This is a genomic window from Mucilaginibacter sp. A5337, from assembly GCF_059690695.1.
In genome coordinates this window covers 318,023-335,516 of record NZ_JCAWEC010000007.1, presented here as the reverse complement: position 1 = coordinate 335,516, position 17,494 = coordinate 318,023, and the positions used below count along the sequence as shown (strand labels likewise).

Sequence of the window (17,494 nt, the reverse complement as noted above, 5' to 3'; positions counted from 1 at the left end):
TGGTAGAATCTACACTTACCTTTTGTAAACCTCAGATCATAATATTTAATGATAAGCAAAGAAGAGTTTTTGGCGCTATACCAAAAGTATCTCGATGGTGAATGTTCTCCTGCCGAGAAAGAATTGCTGGCTGCATACCGTGACGATATGCAACTGCCCGATGACGTATGGACGGAGGATGATACCGACCCTCTGGAGGTACGCACACGGATCTGGCAAAAGCTAAGTGAAAGCAGGCAGGAAACCACTGTTTTAATGCCTAAGCGTACCAGCTACAGGTGGTTGTGGGCTGCTGCTGCACTGGTCGGTATAGCGGTGCTTGCAGGTTTACTTTTCATGCAGCCTGCTAAAACGAATAATATAGCCGATGTCGTCAGTTCAAAAAACGGAACTAAAATACTACCCGGAAGTAATAAGGCTTACCTCACATTGGCAAACGGCAATAAGATAGTGCTTGACGACGCGAAAAACGGTCAGCTGGCAGCAGGGGCGGGTGTAAAAGTAAGCAAGGCCGCCAACGGTTTAGTGGTTTATAAATTTGACAGAAAGCCAAACGAACAGGGGCAGGCAGCCATCCCCCAAATCAATACCATAACCACACCGCGGGGGGGCCAATACCAGGTAGTGTTGGAAGATGGCACCAAAGTACAGCTCAATGCAGCGTCGTCAATCAAATTCCCTGAGTATTTTACAGGGGCCAACCGCGAAATTGAATTAAACGGTGAGGCGTATTTTGAGGTAGCCAAAGATAAAGCCCACCCATTTATTGTTAAGGCTAATGGTACGCAGGTGCAGGTATTCGGCACCCATTTCAATATTAATGCTTATACCGATAATCCCGACATAACCACCACCTTGCTTGAAGGTTCGGTTAAAATGAGTAAAGGCAGTGCTGCTGTGATGCTTTTACCCGGACAGGAGGGAACCGTAAGTCAAAACGGCTCATCGATAAAAGTACAAAAGGCCGATGTAGAAGCCAATATGGCCTGGATAAACGGCTTTTTTATATTTCATGATCAAAGCATAATAAATATAATGAAGCAGGTAAGCCGCTGGTATGACGTGGATATTGAATATCAGGACACCCAGGTTCAGGAAAATGAATTTGGCGGCACCATATCAAAATATAAAGATATTAAAGAATTGCTTGATAATATCAAGCTTACCGGTAGTATCCACTATAAAATTGAAGGAAGGAGGGTTATCATTATGAAGTAACCTCATACTTATATAATGCTATCCCCAAAAAGAAGTAACCAGGAGCGTTCGCACCGCCCCTGGTTCAATGCTACGGGTAGCAATCAGGTCAGTTAACGATCATTTTTCTCACAACCAGTTATTTAACCTAACATTCAAATGTACAAAAATTCTACTGCATTAAAGCGCGGGCAGATACCCCGTGCCGTATCAAAATTATTTCTGATCATGAAATTGTCGTTCTTTTTGTGTCTGGTTTCGATACTTCAGGTAAGTGCCTCAACCACTTTTGCACAAAAGATTAGCCTTAATAAAAATAACGCTTCGCTTGTGGAAACGCTGAAAGATATCCACAGGCAAAGCGGATACAGCGTGTTATACAATTCCAAAATGCTGAAAAAGGCCCAGCCTGTAAATGTCGACCTTAAAGATGCCGGGTTGGAAGAAGCATTGCAGCAATGCTTCCGTGATCAGCCTTTTAGTTATGTAATTAATAATACCACTATTGTAGTTACACCCAAACCCGCCGAAAAGAAACCGGTACAGGCAATAACCATCACCGGTACGGTAAAAGATCAGAAAGGTGTGTCTTTACCGGGTGTTACAGTAAAGGTTAAGGGCACCAACACAGGCGTACAAACCAATATTGATGGTAATTATACCGTTACCGTAAATGACAATAATGCGGTATTGGTATTCAGCTTTGTGGGTTTTGTTAGCCAGGAGGTACCGGTAGGTAATCAAACCAAAATTGATGTAACGCTTAAAGAGCAAACATCTGCACTTAATGAAATTGTAGTGGTTGGTTACGGTACGCAAAAGAAAGCGAACCTTACAGGTGCGGTATCATCGGTATCCGGCGAAACATTGAATAAGCGCCCTGTTGTTAATACGGCTTCTATGCTCGAAGGCCTGGCACCAGGTGTTCAGATCAACACAGGTTCGGGCGAGCCGGGAAATGAGGCTGTATCTATCCGTATTCGTGGTAACAGTACATTCAGTGGTGCTGGTTCCGATCCGTTAGTGTTGATTGATGGTGTTCCCGGGAACTTCAGCGATCTTAACCCAACTGATATCGATAATGTATCAGTTTTGAAAGACGCCGCATCCGCATCTATATATGGTTCAAGGGCAGCTAATGGCGTTGTATTGGTAACAACCAAACAGGGTAAAGCCGGGCAAATGTCTGTTACTTATGATGGTAATTTAGGATACAACAGCCCGACCAAGATGTTTAAACTGGTGACCAACTCGGCTCAATATATGGAGATGTTTAACCAGGCGCGCATCAATAGCGGAACAACAGACCCGGGGTCGCTTTATCCGCAAGACCAGATCGATCTGTACCGTAATGCCACAGACAGGGTAAAGTATCCTAATACCGATTGGCTAAGCCTGATATTCAGAACTGCTGTAACACAAAATCATAACCTGACATTTAGCGGCGGTACAGAGAAAACTACCTATAATGTATCATTTGGCTATGTTAACCAGGATGGTATTGAAAGAGGCTTCGATTATAAACGATATAGCGGACGTATCAACTTAACTTCAAAGATCAATGATCATATAAAATTTGGTACCAACGTATTGTTAAAATCAGGTACCAGGGGTGCTGTAGCCGGTAACCCTTCGTCACCAACACAATGGGACGGCTCTTCAATGGATCTCTTCCTTTCAGCTATGTCTCAGGCGCCAACGTATGGCCCTTACTTATCTGATGGCAGCGGAAGGTATACCTATAAGGCTTATGATTTTGAATACAATAATAAAAACCCTATAGCTGTACTTGATCAAAACTTCAGAAGGGTTACTAATGATTATGCTGTAAACGCCCAGGGTTGGTTTGAGGTTCAGTTTACTAAAGACATCTCGTGGTATACCAAAGGTGCGGTGAACTTTAACATGGACAAGTACAAAGATTTTAAAGCCACACTTGATGAGTATAACTTCAGGACAAATCAATTTGCAACATCTCTTGACCTGGGTAAAGGTTTAACGGACCAGGACGAGCAAACCGTATATACCAACCTGTTCAGCTACCTGAACTACGCGCACAACTTTCATGGTCATAACATTAAAGCGCAATTTGGTTACAGCATTGAACAAAGTAAATATCAATACCTATCAGGATATCGTAAAAACTTTGCCGACCTGGATCTGCAGGAGTTAAACGCAGGCGGTTCTGACATTCAAAACGCAAACGGAACCAGTAATCAATGGGCCTTGATGTCTTATTTCGGTCGTGTAAATTACGATTATAAAGGACGTTATCTTTTAGAGGGCAATATTCGTGATGACGGAAGTTCAAAGTTTGCCGGTAAAAATAAATGGGGGGTATTCCCGTCGTTTTCAGCGGGCTGGCGCGTTACCGAAGAGCCTTTTGTAAAAGCCATGAATTTAACCTGGCTGGATAATTTCAAAGTAAGAGGTTCATGGGGACAGTTAGGAAATCAAAACGTAGTAATAAACGGATATGGCGTTAATTATCCTTATCAGGCATTGCTGAATTTTACCGGTAACTATTCTTTTGATAATTCTACATTGTTAACCGGTGTAGCCCAGCAAAGCCTGAACAATCCGGCCATTAAATGGGAAACCACTACCATGACCGATATTGGTTTGGATGTAACGGTTTTCAAAAACTTTAACTTAACTGCCGATTGGTATAACAAAACAACATCTGATATTTTAAGAACAGCCCAGGTTACCGCGGCCGTAGGTTTAGGCGCTCCGTCTATCAATGATGGCTCGGTTAACAACAGGGGTATTGAGCTTGGTGTATCATACAATAATGTAATAACCGATGGCGCTTTAAGAGGCCTGGCCTTTAACGTAGGTGCAAACGTTGACCATAACCGCAACAAGCTGGTGAAATTTGGTCAAACCGAAATAGGTGATTATACCATCAACCAAAATGGGCTCCCATGGAACTCGTTCTATATGCTGCAGGTTGTCGGCATATTCCAGTCGGCACAAGAGGTAGCCAATTCTCCAAAACAATTTTCTGACTCCACACTACCGGGCGATTTAAAATATAAAGATGTAAACGGCGACGGTAAAATAGATCAGAATGATAAAACCGTGATTGGTGGTGTTTACCCTAAATTAAATTACTCATTTAACTTATCGGCCAGCTTTAAAGGCTTTGACTTATCGGCCATGATGCAGGGCGTTTACGGCGTTAAATCTTATGTGTCAGGCTGGGGTACCATTCCATTTGTACAAGGCTCGTCGCCAACAACCGATTGGTTGAATGCCTGGACACCTGAGCACCCTTCTACTACTATGCCGCGTCTTTATTTTGGCCAAAGCGCACCCGATAAAATTGGTCGCAGGTCATCATACTTCCTGCAGGATGCATCGTATTTGAGGCTTAAAAACCTTGTGTTTGGTTATACTCTGCCTTCGCAACTTACCAAAAAAGTAGGTATCAACCGGTTAAGGGTTTATTTCGCAGGCGATAACCTGTTAACCATAACCAAATTTAAAGGTCTTGATCCTGAACGTTATGGCAGCGGCGACCAGGTGCAATATCCGCAAAATAAAATCTACTCTTTTGGTTTGAACGTTTCCTTTTAATTAGCCACATGAAAAATCGAATTATATTAACCATCATATTAATTACATCGCTGTTTTTAGGCGCATGTAAAAAGGCGCTTGATCTTAACCCTAACGATCAGATTGCCACTTCAACATTCTATAAAACGAAGGCCGATTTTGACGCGGCTTTGGCAGCTGTTTACGCCTCGCTTCAAACCGAAGAATTTTCTTACGGTATGGGCTTTAGGGACGGGTTTACCGATAATGGCTATAACCAATTCAATTCGGGTGCAGCTAAAGATTTTGTGCAAGGTAACTTTAACCCTACCACCGGTGGTTACGAAACCGCTATTTATAACGATAGTTATGTGGGTATTACAAGGGTAAACCTTTTTCTGCAAAATTTAGGTAACTACAAAGGCTCCGATATTTCTGACAGCCAGCGTAAAATTTATGAAGGCGAAGTAAGGTTTATCCGCGCCTTTCTTTATTTTCAGTTATATAGCATTTACGGCGATGTTCCATTGGTAACACAACCACTTGATTTGAGTAATCAAAAACAACCTAAAGTGCCTGCGGCGCAGGTACTTGCCCAAATCACTGCCGATCTGGATTATGGTATTGCTAACTTGAGCACCAATGCTTATTACGCCAATGGTGGTCATGCGGCCGCGTCATCTGCAAAAGCGCTAAAAGCAAGGGTTTTATTGTTTGCCGCATTTGGAAGCACCGGCACCCCTGATGCTACCATGCTCACCCAGGTAAGGGACCTTTGTTTGGATTTAATGGGCCAGTACAAACTAAGCACCAATTTTGAGGATATTTTCAGGGATGTTACCCAGAAAAACAATACCGAGATCATGTTTTCGGTTAACTTTTTGGCGCCAAACAACACAGCCCCATGGGATATGTATTATGGTGACTGGGATGCCTGTGCACCAATGCAAAATATGGTAGACGCCTATGAGTGTACTGATGGACAGCCATATGGTACTTCGCCACTAACTGATACCAAAAATCAGTTCAAAAACCGCGACCCAAGGTTGGCCAAAACAGTATATGCCGATTCGGTATATTTTGGCCCCGGCAAGGTTCACCATCCTTCAAACCTGAGGCCTACAGGCTACGGAATTATCAAATTCCTCGAACCTAATAACATACCTTACGGCTTTTCAACGCTTAGTCAGCAGGATGCAGTTATTTTACGTTTAGGCGAGGTAATGCTGATGTATGCCGAAGCTCAAAATGAAATTTCAGGGCCGGACGCAACAGTTTATAAAGCAATGGCCGATTTGCGCGCACGCGTAAACATGCCTGCTTATCCGGCCGGATATACCAAAGACCAGATGCGCGCACGTATCAGGCACGAGCGCCGCGTTGAGCTTGCTTTTGAAGGCCTGCGCCATTACGACCTGTTAAGGTGGCACATTGCAGGGCCGGTACTTAACGCTGTGGTATCTTCCCTTATCAATTATCATTTTGAGGATAAGTTTTACCATTGGCCGCTTCCGCAAACCGAAATTGACAAGAGCGGCGGGGTACTTATTCAGAACCCGGATTATAAATAGTTAGGCAAATTATATTGGAGTTGAAATAATCCTTTGTAACTGAACTGTATATAACCCCAAACAACAATAGGCTGCCTTTTTTAGGAAGCCTATTGTTGTTTTTGTTATGGTATCAGTTTATACTTTCTGGTTATTCCGCGCTTCGCTTATTGTAATTTCCTTGTTCTTTTTAGTTTAGAAATGGTTTAATTAAAGATTAAATCCGCATATTTGCGCATCTGAGACTTCCTAAGTCTCATTGTGATAAGGTTTAGGAAAAAGTCCCGGCGGCGAGCGCTTTGGGGCTTTTGTTTTTTTACGCTTTTTCTTTTGATTGCTGGAAATGAAGTAGGTATACTGCGTTTATTGCTTAGTATGGCTTCAGGAGATAGTTCATAAAAAAAGCCATGCTCCTGTTGAAGCATGGCCGCAATATTAGTTATTTAATACCCCTATTAAAATAACTTATGCCTCAAAGTTAAATTGATCTTAACAAAAAAATAAATTGTAATATAAAAAATACAAAAGCCCATCGATGACAGGCTTTGGCAGACGTAGGGTCCGTAGGGGTATTAAAGCTCTCTAATTCAGGTAGTACAAATATAACCTTAGGGTTTTGGAGGTGGGAGAGAAAAATAGCGAATTTTTGTAACGACTTTGTTATGTAGTTAAATGGCCGGGGGCATTTTAAATGATTAGTAGAGCTGTCTATAAAGCTTACAGTTTAAATTGAAGTTTAGAATAACGATCTTAGTATACGGGCTAATTAAACAATGAACCAGTTTATTAATTTCTTCTGGACGATACTTGGCTTTGCAGCAGTGCTTTTTTATTGGGTTGCAAACGGCTTATCTGTTTGGTTTTACCTGTTTATAGGTTTAAGCATTATCCCGGCGTTTCTCTCTCAACGTTTTTTCTACAGGATCCAGTTAAGCCATAATACAAAAATTTATGAGCGTTTAGGGGTGAGGGTTATTCGTAAGTTTGTTCAGCATGGAGATTTCGCAAACCGCATAGGAAGAAAGAACAATCCCGCCTACCGGGGCATGCTAAAAAGCGTAGACCCTCAAAGGTATCTCGGCACCATTATGATGTATGAACGGTTTCATTTTATTTGCTTTATATTTTTCCTGCTCACAAGCGGTATTGCGATTGTACAGGGGCATTATCTGTTGGCATTATTAATTGTGATAGGCAATGTGGTCTACAATGTCTTTCCCATCTTACTGCAGCAATTTAACCGGATTAGGGTATTAAGGTGCTCCAATCAAAAATTAGTATAAAGAGTGCTTAAAGAATGACTGGGTGATGGCTCAGCTTGCAATGACATTAAGTTAAGAGTTTTAGAGGCTGCACCAGAGGTGCAAAAGGTTTGTAGAAATAAACACAGATTGGACTTTTTAGTGTGCCAGAGGTACACAGCTCCGGTGTTTCGTACCTCTGGCACGGTTATTCTCGGTATATTATGTGCTACAAACCTGTTCTCCCTCTGGGGGATTTTCTTAATATAATGACACAGCTCCGGAAGATTTTCGATTTGTTGAACGTCCCCCTAAAGCATCTGTGCAGGGGCAAAAAGGCTTTCACCTTTATGCATTCTGCTTTTAGCGCTCATTAAAACGGCTTTATTTCCTCATTAAGCCATTAGTGTATTACTATGAAACAATACTGTATCGCTTAAAAAATGCTGTAAACTAACATTGCCTCATAAACCAATTGAAATTTTATGAGGAAAATTATTTACGCAAAATTTGCCTGTATACTCATGGTTTTGCTTTGCGCCTTTACGGCCATGGCTAAACAAAGAGAGGTTACAGGTGTAGTCACCGATCAGGAGGGTTTTACCCTGCCCGGTGTTTCAGTGGCTGTTAAAGGCAGCACTGCGCAAACCGCTACCGATGCAAAGGGGAGCTTTAAGATCAGTATATCCGGTAACGGAAATATCCTGATTTTTAAATTTCTGGGGATGCAAACCCAGGAGGTGAAAGTTGAGGCAGGAAAAAGTAAGATCAATGTAAGCCTGCTTAACGCCCGCCGCGACCTGAATGAGGTTGTGGTTGTTGGTTACGGTACAGCTAAAAAGCGCGATGTTACTGGTTCGGTAGGATCATTGAAGGGCAGTGATCTTATCAAAACCCCGGCAGCCTCAGTTGACGCATTATTGCAGGGCAAGGTACCGGGTTTACAGGTATTGACCACATCGGGGCAGCCGGGATCGGGCTCAACCATCCGTATCCGGGGGTTGGGTTCAAGGGCAGATGCTAATCCGCTGGTTGTAGTTGACGGATTACCTTTGGGCGATGCCGGTAACCTGAAACAAATTAACCCGGACGATATCGAATCAATAGATGTATTGAAGGATGCCTCTTCGGCAGCTATCTATGGCTCAAGGGGAGCTAACGGTGTTATCCTGGTAACTACCAAAAGAGGTAAAACAGGGCAGGCACATATCACCCTAAGTACACTTACCACGGTATCAACCCTGGGCAATAAGCTCGATGTTTTTCATGACCCTGTTGAAGCTGCTACTATTGACAACCAGGCCCGCATTAACGCCGGTATTGCCCCGCTGTTTATAGGTCAGGTTTATGGAGGTACGTATTATCCTTCATTGGCCGAGCTTAGGGGCATAGATCCTAATAAACCCAAATGGGCTTACAATACTGATTGGGCCAAACTCGTTTACCGTAACCCGGTATCGCAAAATTATACCCTTTCGGCCGATGGCGGGAACGACAAAACAAGGTATTCGATATCCGGTAATTATTATAACGAGCAGGGCCTGGCTATCCAGAACGGATATAAAAAATATACCGGTCGTGTAAACCTGGAGCAAAAGCTTAAACCCACCGTTACGCTGGGTACTAACCTTATTGTTACTTCAACCCAAAACTACGGGCAAGGATTATCTGTAGACAGGAGCATTGTTTTCCCGGCATTTAATCCGGATGGTACCTATTTTCATATCGGCAGTAATGATTTTGGTAACCCGCTGCAAATAGCCAACGAGGTACTTAACAAAAGCAAAACCATCGATCTGCTGGGTACAGCCTATATTAACTGGGAAATCATCAAAGGGCTTAATGTAAAAACACAATTAAGCTATACCCATGGCAACGCTGTTAATGATAATTACCAGCCAAGAGATGCCACCTCAACCGGTTACCTGTTTCAGGGTTATGGTGATATCAACAACTATAATGGCGATCACCTCATTAACGAAAACTATTTAACCTACGACAGGAATATTGGAAAACAACATCATATTAATGTTGTAGCAGGTTATACGCAGGAAACCAATACTGTACGCACATCTGATTTGCAGGGCCACGGTTTTGTAAACGATGTACTGGAAAACGAAAACCTGAAATCGGCCACTACGCAGTTTATCAGCAACGGACTTACCAAAACAGCTTTGCAATCATTTATAGGCAGGGCAAATTATACTTTTCTGGATAGATACCTGTTTACATTCACTGGGAGGGCCGATGGTTCATCGGTATTTGGTGAAAACCATAAATGGGCGTTCTTCCCTTCGGGAGCAATTGCCTGGAGGGCTAACGACGAGGCCTTTATCAAAAACATCAGCCAGATCTCGGAGTTAAAGATCCGCGCCAGCTATGGTTTAACCGGTAATCAGGGTATCAGCCCGTACCAGTCGCTGGCTACGTTGGGCAGTTACAAATATTATACCGATGGCGGTTTCCAAACAGGTTATGGTCCGCCGTATTATAACGATGGCTCAAACACCAACAGCAAGGTATTTAACGGTTTGCAAAACAAAAGTTTGAAATGGGAAACCACCCGGCAGCTGGATATTGGTTTGGATTTAGGCTTGTTTAACCAGCGCTTTACCTTAACTGCCGATTACTACTACAAACACACTACCGACCTGCTTCGTCAAAACCAGGTTGCCTTATCATCAGGTTTTTCAGTGATTGAAGTAAATGACGGTACTATTGATAATCGCGGTGTGGAGTTAGCTGCCAATGCGCAGATCTTTCAGGGGAATAAATTTTCGTGGAGCGTAGGCGGCAACTTTGCACTGAACAGGAATAAAGTAATAGCCATTGGCGGCGGCAACCAGATAGAAGCTAACGGGCAGGACATTGAAGCCATCCGTGCACCATTAAACTACTATATTAACGGGCAGCCTGCCAATGTTTTCCTGGGGTATAAATTTGATGGCATTGTGCAAACAGCAGGCGGCACCAACCCTGTTGATGGTACGGCGGCAACCGTAGGCGATATTAAATATTTAGCCGGCGGTCCTATCCCGGTAGGGCAGGGCGAGTACATTATCGGTAACCCTAATCCTAAGTTTTATTATGGCTTTAATACCTCGTTAAAATACGGTCAGTTTGATTTGTATGCACAATTTTACGGCGTAAGCGGTAACGACATATTCAATTTTCAAACCTTTACACCAAGTGCGCAACTGCAAGCCTGGACTCCTGATAACCACACTAATCTTTATCCAAGTGTAAACGCAACACGTGTTTACTATGCTTCAAACTGGTATGTACAAAAAGGAACTTACCTGCGCCTGCAAAACCTGAACATAGGTTATACGCTGAAACCCAATTTAATTAAAGGGATCACTAATCTGCGGGTTTATTTCTCGGGTACCAACCTGTATACGTTCACCAATTTCAGCCCAAGCTTTGATCCTGAAGTAGGCGAAAACGGACAGTTTGGTGGTAATTACCGCAAGCCACGCCAGTATTCGCTGGGGTTAAATGTTAGTTTTTAATTAAACAGCCATCATCAACATGAACAAATTTAAATACACCATTATAGCTTTAGCAGCAACAACAATGACGTTGTCCTGCAAAAAGCAGCTGGAAGAAAAACCATATGGCTTTTTATCCACCACCAACTTTTACAAAACTGAGTCGGATGCAAATTCGGCGCTTATTTACGCTTATTCCATCCTACCCGATCTGGGCTATTATTCGCGCAACTTTATTGTACTAACTGAGTTGCCTACCGAGGATGTTGCCGCGGCCAGCGGTAAAAGTGCCGACGAAATGCTGCTTGACCAATTGACTGTTACACCAACCAACGGCGTACTGGCGCCTGCCTACCAGTTTCCATATGTAGGGATTAACCGTGCCAACCTGGTTATCAAATATGTGCCTGCTATTACCGGCATGACGGATGCCGCCAAAAATGAGATCCTGGGCGAGGCTTATACACTGAGGGCACTGCATTACTTCAACCTGGTGCGATTATTCGGCGCTGTGCCGATGCATACCGATCCGGTTGATGATATCAGTCAAACCAATCTGCCCAAATCAAGCATGAAGGATATTTATGATCTCATCATTGCCGACTTAACAAAAGCCGCTGGTATGATGGATCAAACGGTAAGGCTTGGCCGCGTAAACCAGGTAGGTGCCGAAGGTATTTTAGCCAAGGTTTATCTTACGCTTGCATCGGCCAAAGCAAGCAGTTCGCCGGGCTATGATTTTGTAAGCAATGCCGATGATATGTACAACAACGCCAAAACCTGGGCTGCAAAAGTTGTTACAGGGCAATCGGTTTACAGTCTTGATCCCGATCTGGTGGCTATTTACGATGTAAACAAAAAGCTTGGCCCCGAGCATTTATTTGATGCCTCGGTTGACAGGAGCGGCGCCGATGAGGGCCAGTACTCTAAACTGCCGCTGTTTTTTATGCCTAACCTTAATTTCCGTTTACCTAATGGCACTTATGTACCCGGTGGCTTTAACGAATTCCTGACCGAAAGCGGTATTTACGATAGTTTTGACGCCAATGATAAACGCAAAAGCCAGCTGATCATCTCCACAATTTATGATGTGGGTGATGCAGGTGGCAATAAAGGCCCAACCCAAAACCTCAGCATTACCGATTCATATTACCGTCCGTTCAGCAACAAGTTCAATGACTCTGGCTGGCAAACCGGGCAGCAAACCAGCGCCAATACGCCTATTATCCGCTTTTCGGATGTGCTGCTGATCTATGCCGAAGCGTGTGGCCCAACTGCTGAGGGGTATGCTGCTGTAAACCGGATCCGTACCCGGGCCGGTTTGGGTAATCTGCCGCCGGGGCTGTCGGTAGCACAATTTAGGGACGCGGTGATCCAGGAGCGTAAATGGGAACTGTGCTTTGAGGGCAATCGTCTGTTTGATCTTCGCCGCAGTCATAAAATGGAATCGGTGTTGAAGGATACCTATGGTAAAACCATCACCGGCGATCCGTACTATTTCCCAATTCCGCAGGCCGAGGTAAACAAGAACCCCAATTTAGGTAAGTGATCAAATAAAACTGAAAATGAAAAAACTAACATATATCATTTTACTGGCGGTGTTTTTTGCAACATCCTGCCAAAAAGACCCGATGAATGGCATCAAAAGCCATGAACGGGCAATCGAATCATTCAGCGTAGGGGCAGGGCTGGTACAAATAGGCCCTGCAGTTATAGATCGCGATGCGTCGACGGTAACCGTGCGTGTATTAGTACAACCAACCAATGATTTCAGCAAGGTAAAACCAACGGTGATCTCCTCATACAAATCAAACCTGCAGCCTGCATCCGGAGCGCAGGTTGATTTTTCGGGCAGCGGCAACACTGCCACTTATACCGTAACCTCCGAAACCGGCGAAAAGAAGGAATGGAAAGTAATTCTGCAACCTTTTTCAGAAGTGTTACTGGGTACGTTTAAAATAAATGGCCTGGTAGTTTACGGCGGTACCGGCCCCGAGTATGGCGGCGGTGCGGTTTTAAAACTTGATGATAAACCCTGGGATTGGCCTGCTACTGATGGCCCTTCGGCAGAGCTGGATAACTCGCTTACCTTCACCTATACTGGTGTAACTGCCGATGGTAATACCTATGGTAAAATAGTGAACGATGCCGGTGCAGATGGTAAGTATGCCAATTTTCAATACATACAAAACCCGGTTACCGATGTAAATAGTTTTTACCGCAAAATCCCGAAAGGTGAAGGCACCTGGCTGCACAATTATTCGGCTAATACCATCACGTTCACTTTTGCGGATGGTTCTACATCAACTGGGACGTTTGAAAGCGCCGGTACAACCAGCCTGGGTAACGGCCTAAGTAAAACCATAACCGATAACGCGTTCAAGTTTACTTTAAATGGCGTTGACGACTGGAATAATATTTATTCGGATTACGACAAGTTTGTGAAACGTCCAAGGGTTTTCTGGATTGATGTGAAGAAGCAGTAAAAATCGACCATCCCCAAGAAAACAAAAACTAAGATGCCGCCGCTCGGCTCCTGCCGAGTGGCAACTAATCAGCGACCTCTGGCCGCCGTAAACAGGCCAGAGGCCTGGAAATAATAACCACTCGGCAGGAGCCGAGCGGCGGCTTTTAAGATGTTTTAGGGGTTAACACTGATTTTGTGTTATTTAATTGATCGTCAACTACTTGTATTAAAATAGCCCTGATTTATGTTAACCCTGTTAACCCCCCTCTGTTGGCCTATGTAAATGGCTGTGGGCTATACTACTATTGAAACGCGAGTTGAATATAAACCCTTATGAAAAAAATGCAAATATCTTTAATCCTGATCACGGCTGCTACGGCCGCTTTCTTTGCCTGCGGTGGAAAAAAGACCGACGCGACACCCGGAGGTGGTGATGGCGGCACAAAACCACCGGTTGATACGCCTGTGGTCACCATCCCTACTACACCATATAAATCGCTTAATTACCTGTATAAAATATCCGGTACCAAAACGGTGGCCGGCATTCATAACCGTGAGCCCAACGCAACCCCCGCGGTGTGGACGGATAAGGTTTACAGTGTAACCGGTAAGTACCCCGGCCTTTGGAGCGGTGATTTCCTGTTTCAGCAGGATAATATTAACGACAGGCAAACGATGATCAACGAAGCTATCGACCAGTGGAATAAAGGAGCGCTGGTTAACATTATGTGGCATTCCTGTAATCCGGCCCTTGCCGAGCCCTGCGGTTTTGACGCCAACGGTGTACTCAGCAAACTTACCAACGACCAATGGACAGAACTCACCACCGATGGCTCGGCTATGAACAATAAATGGAAGGCTTTGGTTGATGAAGTGTGCTTTTACCTGCAGCAACTAAAAGATAAAAACGTGGAAGTGCTTTGGCGGCCCATGCATGAAATGAACCAGGGCAGCTTTTGGTGGGCAGGCAGGTCCGGCCCAACCGGCACCCGCAAACTTTACCAGATGTTGCATGACTACATGGTAAAAACCAAAGGGCTCACCAACCTCATCTGGGTTTGGGATGTACAGGATTTTGGCAGTCTCAATGATGATGTTAACGCCTACAACCCTGGTGCTGATTATTATGACGTTGCCGCGCTTGATGTTTACGATGGCAGCGGATACACACAGGCTAAATACAACACCATGGTAACTGTTGCAGCCGGGAAACCCATTGCTATTGGCGAATGCCAGAAACTACCCACCGTAGCCCAGCTTACCGCCCAGCCTAAATGGACATTTTTTATGGGCTGGAGCGAACTGGAATTTAGCAACAATAGCGATGCCGATATCAAAAATCTGCATACTGCGCCCAATGTGATCACCCTTGATAAAATGCCAGGCTGGAAATAAGCCCATGTTATAAATGAAACTACATTATAAAATATTAACCCCCCTGCTGTTGTTTTTTGCTTGCGCCGCCCAGTCGCAGCAAATACAGTATCATTTGCTGAATACTAAGGTTATTGAGTTTGAAAAAACGGAGTGGGATATTAGCTTATCTGCTCCTTTTGTAAACCCATATGATCAGCAGGATATTAGTGTTGATCTGGAAATGGTTAGCCCGTCAGGAAGGCCTGTTGTGCTGCCATGTTATTTTGAAAAGGGCGATAGCACAAGGTCGAACTGGAAAGCCCGTTTTGCGGCACAGGAAACAGGTGAATACACTTACCATTTTAATCTCAGAAGTAAAGCTGGCGAATTAAAATCAGATGAGGGGAATTTCAATGTACAGGCATCCGCAAAGCCCGGCTTCCTGCATAAAAATAATACCTGGACTTTTAAGTTTGACAATGGCAGGTTGTTTAGGGGAATAGGCGAAAACGTGGCCTGGGAATCACGAAAGTTTGAAAACGACAAATGGACCTATGATCATTTGTTACCTACGCTTTCAAAAAACGGGGCTAACTTTTTCCGCACCTGGATGTGCTACTGGAACCTGCCGCTGGAGTGGAAAAAGGTTTCTTCAACCAAACATTACAGCAATACCAATGAGTACTTTAATCCAGGTGCCCTTAAACGCATGGATGAACTGGTACAGATGACCGATTCTTTAGGCCTGTACTTTATGCTCACGCTGGATTGGCATGGTCATTTGATGGAAGCCGGGGGCTGGAAAAACAGTCCTTATAACGTAATTAACGGCGGCCCGGCAAAAACTCCCGCAGAGTTCTTTAGTCTTCAAAAAGCTAAGGAAAAGTATAAAGATAAGCTCAGGTACGTGATTGCCCGCTGGGGATATAGCACCAGTATCGCCGCGTTCGAGTTTTTTAACGAAGTCGATAATGCAGCTTTCAACAAGGAGGATAGTATTTTAATCCCGCATCAATACATCACCCAATGGCATGATGATATGAGCCGGTACCTGAAAGATGTTGACCCTTATCATCATATGGTTACAACAAGTATTTCGCACCGGGATATTCAGGGACTTAATTCCTTAGCTTATCTTGATTTTAACCAGAAACACATTTATAAGCATACGGAAAAAATCCCGGCAATCTACCCTGATTATATTCAAACCTATGGTAAGCCCTGTGTAGTTGGCGAGTTCGGATACCGTTGGGAGGATGCTGATCCTAAATACGCAAAAGAGGCCGATTTTGATTTCAAACGGGGCTTATGGTATGGTTTATTCAGCCAAACCCCTTTATTACCTATGAGCTGGTGGTGGGAGTTGTTTGATGATGAGAAAATGGCCTGTTATTTCAAAGGTGTACGGGAGATAAGTGATGCCATGCTTAAGGCCGGTAATGGCTCATTTGTACAAATCCCTGTTACTGCCGGCAAGGCCGAAGCTTACGGGATGAAATGCGGTAATAAATATTTCATTTACCTGCTCAATAATACGGATCAGGTAATTTCAACACAGGTGGTTATCCCGGCGACAATTAATAAGTTCTCAGTCCGGTCATTTTCACCCGAAACGGGGAAGTACAGAACAGAAGGCGGCGGCAGGTCATCAGGCAAAAATATAACGATCAGCACTTTGGGATTGCAATCAAAAGAAGCTCGGATCTTAATCGTAAATGATGAAAGCAAATGAAGTTTTCAGGGAAATAACCCCGCTTACCCCGGGCGATTGTTTCCTGCTTTTCGATAGGAATAAAAAGCGGTTCGACTTTCCGGTGCACCGGCACCATGAAATGGAACTTAATCTGATCTTAAACGCTGGCGGTGCCAAACGCGTTGTTGGTAATCATTCGGTAGAAATTACTAATACCGAGTTGGTATTGCTTGGGCCTAACCTGGAGCATGGCTGGCTAAACCACAATTGCAGAGGCGAAAACATCCGGGAGATAACCATACAGTTTCAGCATGATATTTTAAGCGGTGGAATGTTTGACCGGGAACAGATGCAAATGTTAAAAACTATGTTTAAAGCTTCGGCAAAAGGTATAGTTTTCGGCGCGGAGACGATTAGCAAACTCGTCCCTATGATTTCGGCACTATCCGGTAAAAGCGGATTTGATTCGGTGATTGCCTTGCTGAAAATTCTTCATGAACTTTCTTTGTCTCCGTATCAATGCCTGCTCGATCAGAATACTGTCGAAATAAATCTATTTAAAGAAAAAATTCAGGAAGATGATTTTGTTGAACGGGTTTTTTCGTTCATGAACGCCAATTATCAGCAGGCAATCAGCCTAAATGAAACAGCCCAGACTGTTAAAGTGCCTGGCAAACTTTTTAGCAGGATATTGAAAAGGCGTACCGGGTTAACATTTAAGGATTGCCTCACCCAGATCAGGCTTGGACATGTATCGCGGTTGCTGATCGAAAATAGTTATTCGGTGGGAGAAATAGCCTACCGTTGTGGTTTCAGCAATCTGGCAAATTTTAACCGCATCTTTAAGCTGAAGAAAAAATGCACCCCTAAGCAATTCAGGGATAAGTATAACGGAAATAGGGTTGTGGTTTATTGAGTGGCCGTTTTGATGGTGCTGATGTAACAAAAAAGTGGCCGTT

10 protein-coding genes are annotated in these 17,494 nt (G+C 43.9%); all 10 read left to right on the top strand.

All coding sequences use genetic code 11. The features are described 5' to 3' along the window. The first annotated feature begins 48 nt into the window (after positions 1-48). The 10 genes from AC59JO_RS24000 to AC59JO_RS23955 all read left to right on the top strand — a co-directional run bounded on the left by AC59JO_RS24000 (position 49) and on the right by AC59JO_RS23955 (position 17,451). A complete protein-coding gene (locus tag AC59JO_RS24000; protein ID WP_413666916.1) occupies positions 49-1,218 on the top strand; it encodes a FecR family protein in 1,170 nt (389 codons plus the stop codon). Positions 1,219-1,356: 138 nt separating this feature from the next. Further along, on the top strand, positions 1,357-4,779 hold the full coding sequence (locus AC59JO_RS23995; RefSeq protein ID WP_497308536.1) for a TonB-dependent receptor: 3,423 nt from the start codon (positions 1,357-1,359) through the stop codon (positions 4,777-4,779). A gap of 8 nt (positions 4,780-4,787) precedes the next feature. Beyond that, positions 4,788-6,308 carry a RagB/SusD family nutrient uptake outer membrane protein gene (locus tag AC59JO_RS23990; protein WP_497308534.1) on the top strand — a complete coding sequence of 507 codons (1,521 nt, stop codon included), beginning with the start codon at positions 4,788-4,790 and terminating at the stop codon, positions 6,306-6,308. 752 nt (positions 6,309-7,060) lie between these two features. Further along, a complete protein-coding gene (locus AC59JO_RS23985) occupies positions 7,061-7,570 on the top strand; it encodes a glycosyl-4,4'-diaponeurosporenoate acyltransferase CrtO family protein (RefSeq protein WP_413666919.1) in 510 nt (169 codons plus the stop codon). 443 nt (positions 7,571-8,013) lie between these two features. Then, positions 8,014-11,040, top strand: a complete 3,027-nt coding sequence (locus AC59JO_RS23980; RefSeq protein WP_497308532.1) for a SusC/RagA family TonB-linked outer membrane protein — start codon at positions 8,014-8,016, stop codon at positions 11,038-11,040. 19 nt (positions 11,041-11,059) lie between these two features. Beyond that, a complete protein-coding gene (locus tag AC59JO_RS23975) occupies positions 11,060-12,568 on the top strand; it encodes a RagB/SusD family nutrient uptake outer membrane protein (protein ID WP_497308530.1) in 1,509 nt (502 codons plus the stop codon). A gap of 16 nt (positions 12,569-12,584) precedes the next feature. After that, positions 12,585-13,505, top strand: coding sequence for an SGBP N-terminal domain-containing protein (locus tag AC59JO_RS23970; RefSeq protein WP_497308529.1), 921 nt, complete (start codon positions 12,585-12,587; stop codon positions 13,503-13,505). A 323-nt stretch (positions 13,506-13,828) separates the two neighbouring features. Continuing rightward, positions 13,829-14,881, top strand: coding sequence for a glycoside hydrolase family 26 protein (locus AC59JO_RS23965; protein WP_497308527.1), 1,053 nt, complete (start codon positions 13,829-13,831; stop codon positions 14,879-14,881). Positions 14,882-14,894: 13 nt separating this feature from the next. Beyond that, the gene (locus tag AC59JO_RS23960; protein ID WP_497308525.1) at positions 14,895-16,574 is read left to right on the top strand and encodes a DUF5060 domain-containing protein; all 1,680 of its coding nucleotides are present in this window, start codon (positions 14,895-14,897) and stop codon (positions 16,572-16,574) included. Continuing rightward, entirely contained in the window at positions 16,561-17,451 is an 891-nt protein-coding gene (locus tag AC59JO_RS23955; RefSeq protein ID WP_497308523.1) for an AraC family transcriptional regulator, read from the top strand. The genes AC59JO_RS23960 and AC59JO_RS23955 overlap by 14 nt, the downstream gene beginning before the upstream one ends. Positions 17,452-17,494: the final 43 nt, after the last annotated feature.

Excerpts from the sequence above, each read along its gene's own strand:
- AC59JO_RS24000 (WP_413666916.1), top strand. The coding sequence starts at position 49 with ATGATAAGCAAAGAAGAGTTTTTGGCGCTATACCAAAAGTATCTCGAT.
- AC59JO_RS23995 (WP_497308536.1), top strand. The coding sequence starts at position 1,357 with ATGTACAAAAATTCTACTGCATTAAAGCGCGGGCAGATACCCCGTGCC.
- AC59JO_RS23990 (WP_497308534.1), top strand. The coding sequence starts at position 4,788 with ATGAAAAATCGAATTATATTAACCATCATATTAATTACATCGCTGTTT.
- AC59JO_RS23985 (WP_413666919.1), top strand. The coding sequence starts at position 7,061 with ATGAACCAGTTTATTAATTTCTTCTGGACGATACTTGGCTTTGCAGCA.
- AC59JO_RS23980 (WP_497308532.1), top strand. The coding sequence starts at position 8,014 with ATGAGGAAAATTATTTACGCAAAATTTGCCTGTATACTCATGGTTTTG.
- AC59JO_RS23975 (WP_497308530.1), top strand. The coding sequence starts at position 11,060 with ATGAACAAATTTAAATACACCATTATAGCTTTAGCAGCAACAACAATG.
- AC59JO_RS23970 (WP_497308529.1), top strand. The coding sequence starts at position 12,585 with ATGAAAAAACTAACATATATCATTTTACTGGCGGTGTTTTTTGCAACA.
- AC59JO_RS23965 (WP_497308527.1), top strand. The coding sequence starts at position 13,829 with ATGCAAATATCTTTAATCCTGATCACGGCTGCTACGGCCGCTTTCTTT.
- AC59JO_RS23960 (WP_497308525.1), top strand. The coding sequence starts at position 14,895 with ATGAAACTACATTATAAAATATTAACCCCCCTGCTGTTGTTTTTTGCT.
- AC59JO_RS23955 (WP_497308523.1), top strand. The coding sequence starts at position 16,561 with ATGAAAGCAAATGAAGTTTTCAGGGAAATAACCCCGCTTACCCCGGGC.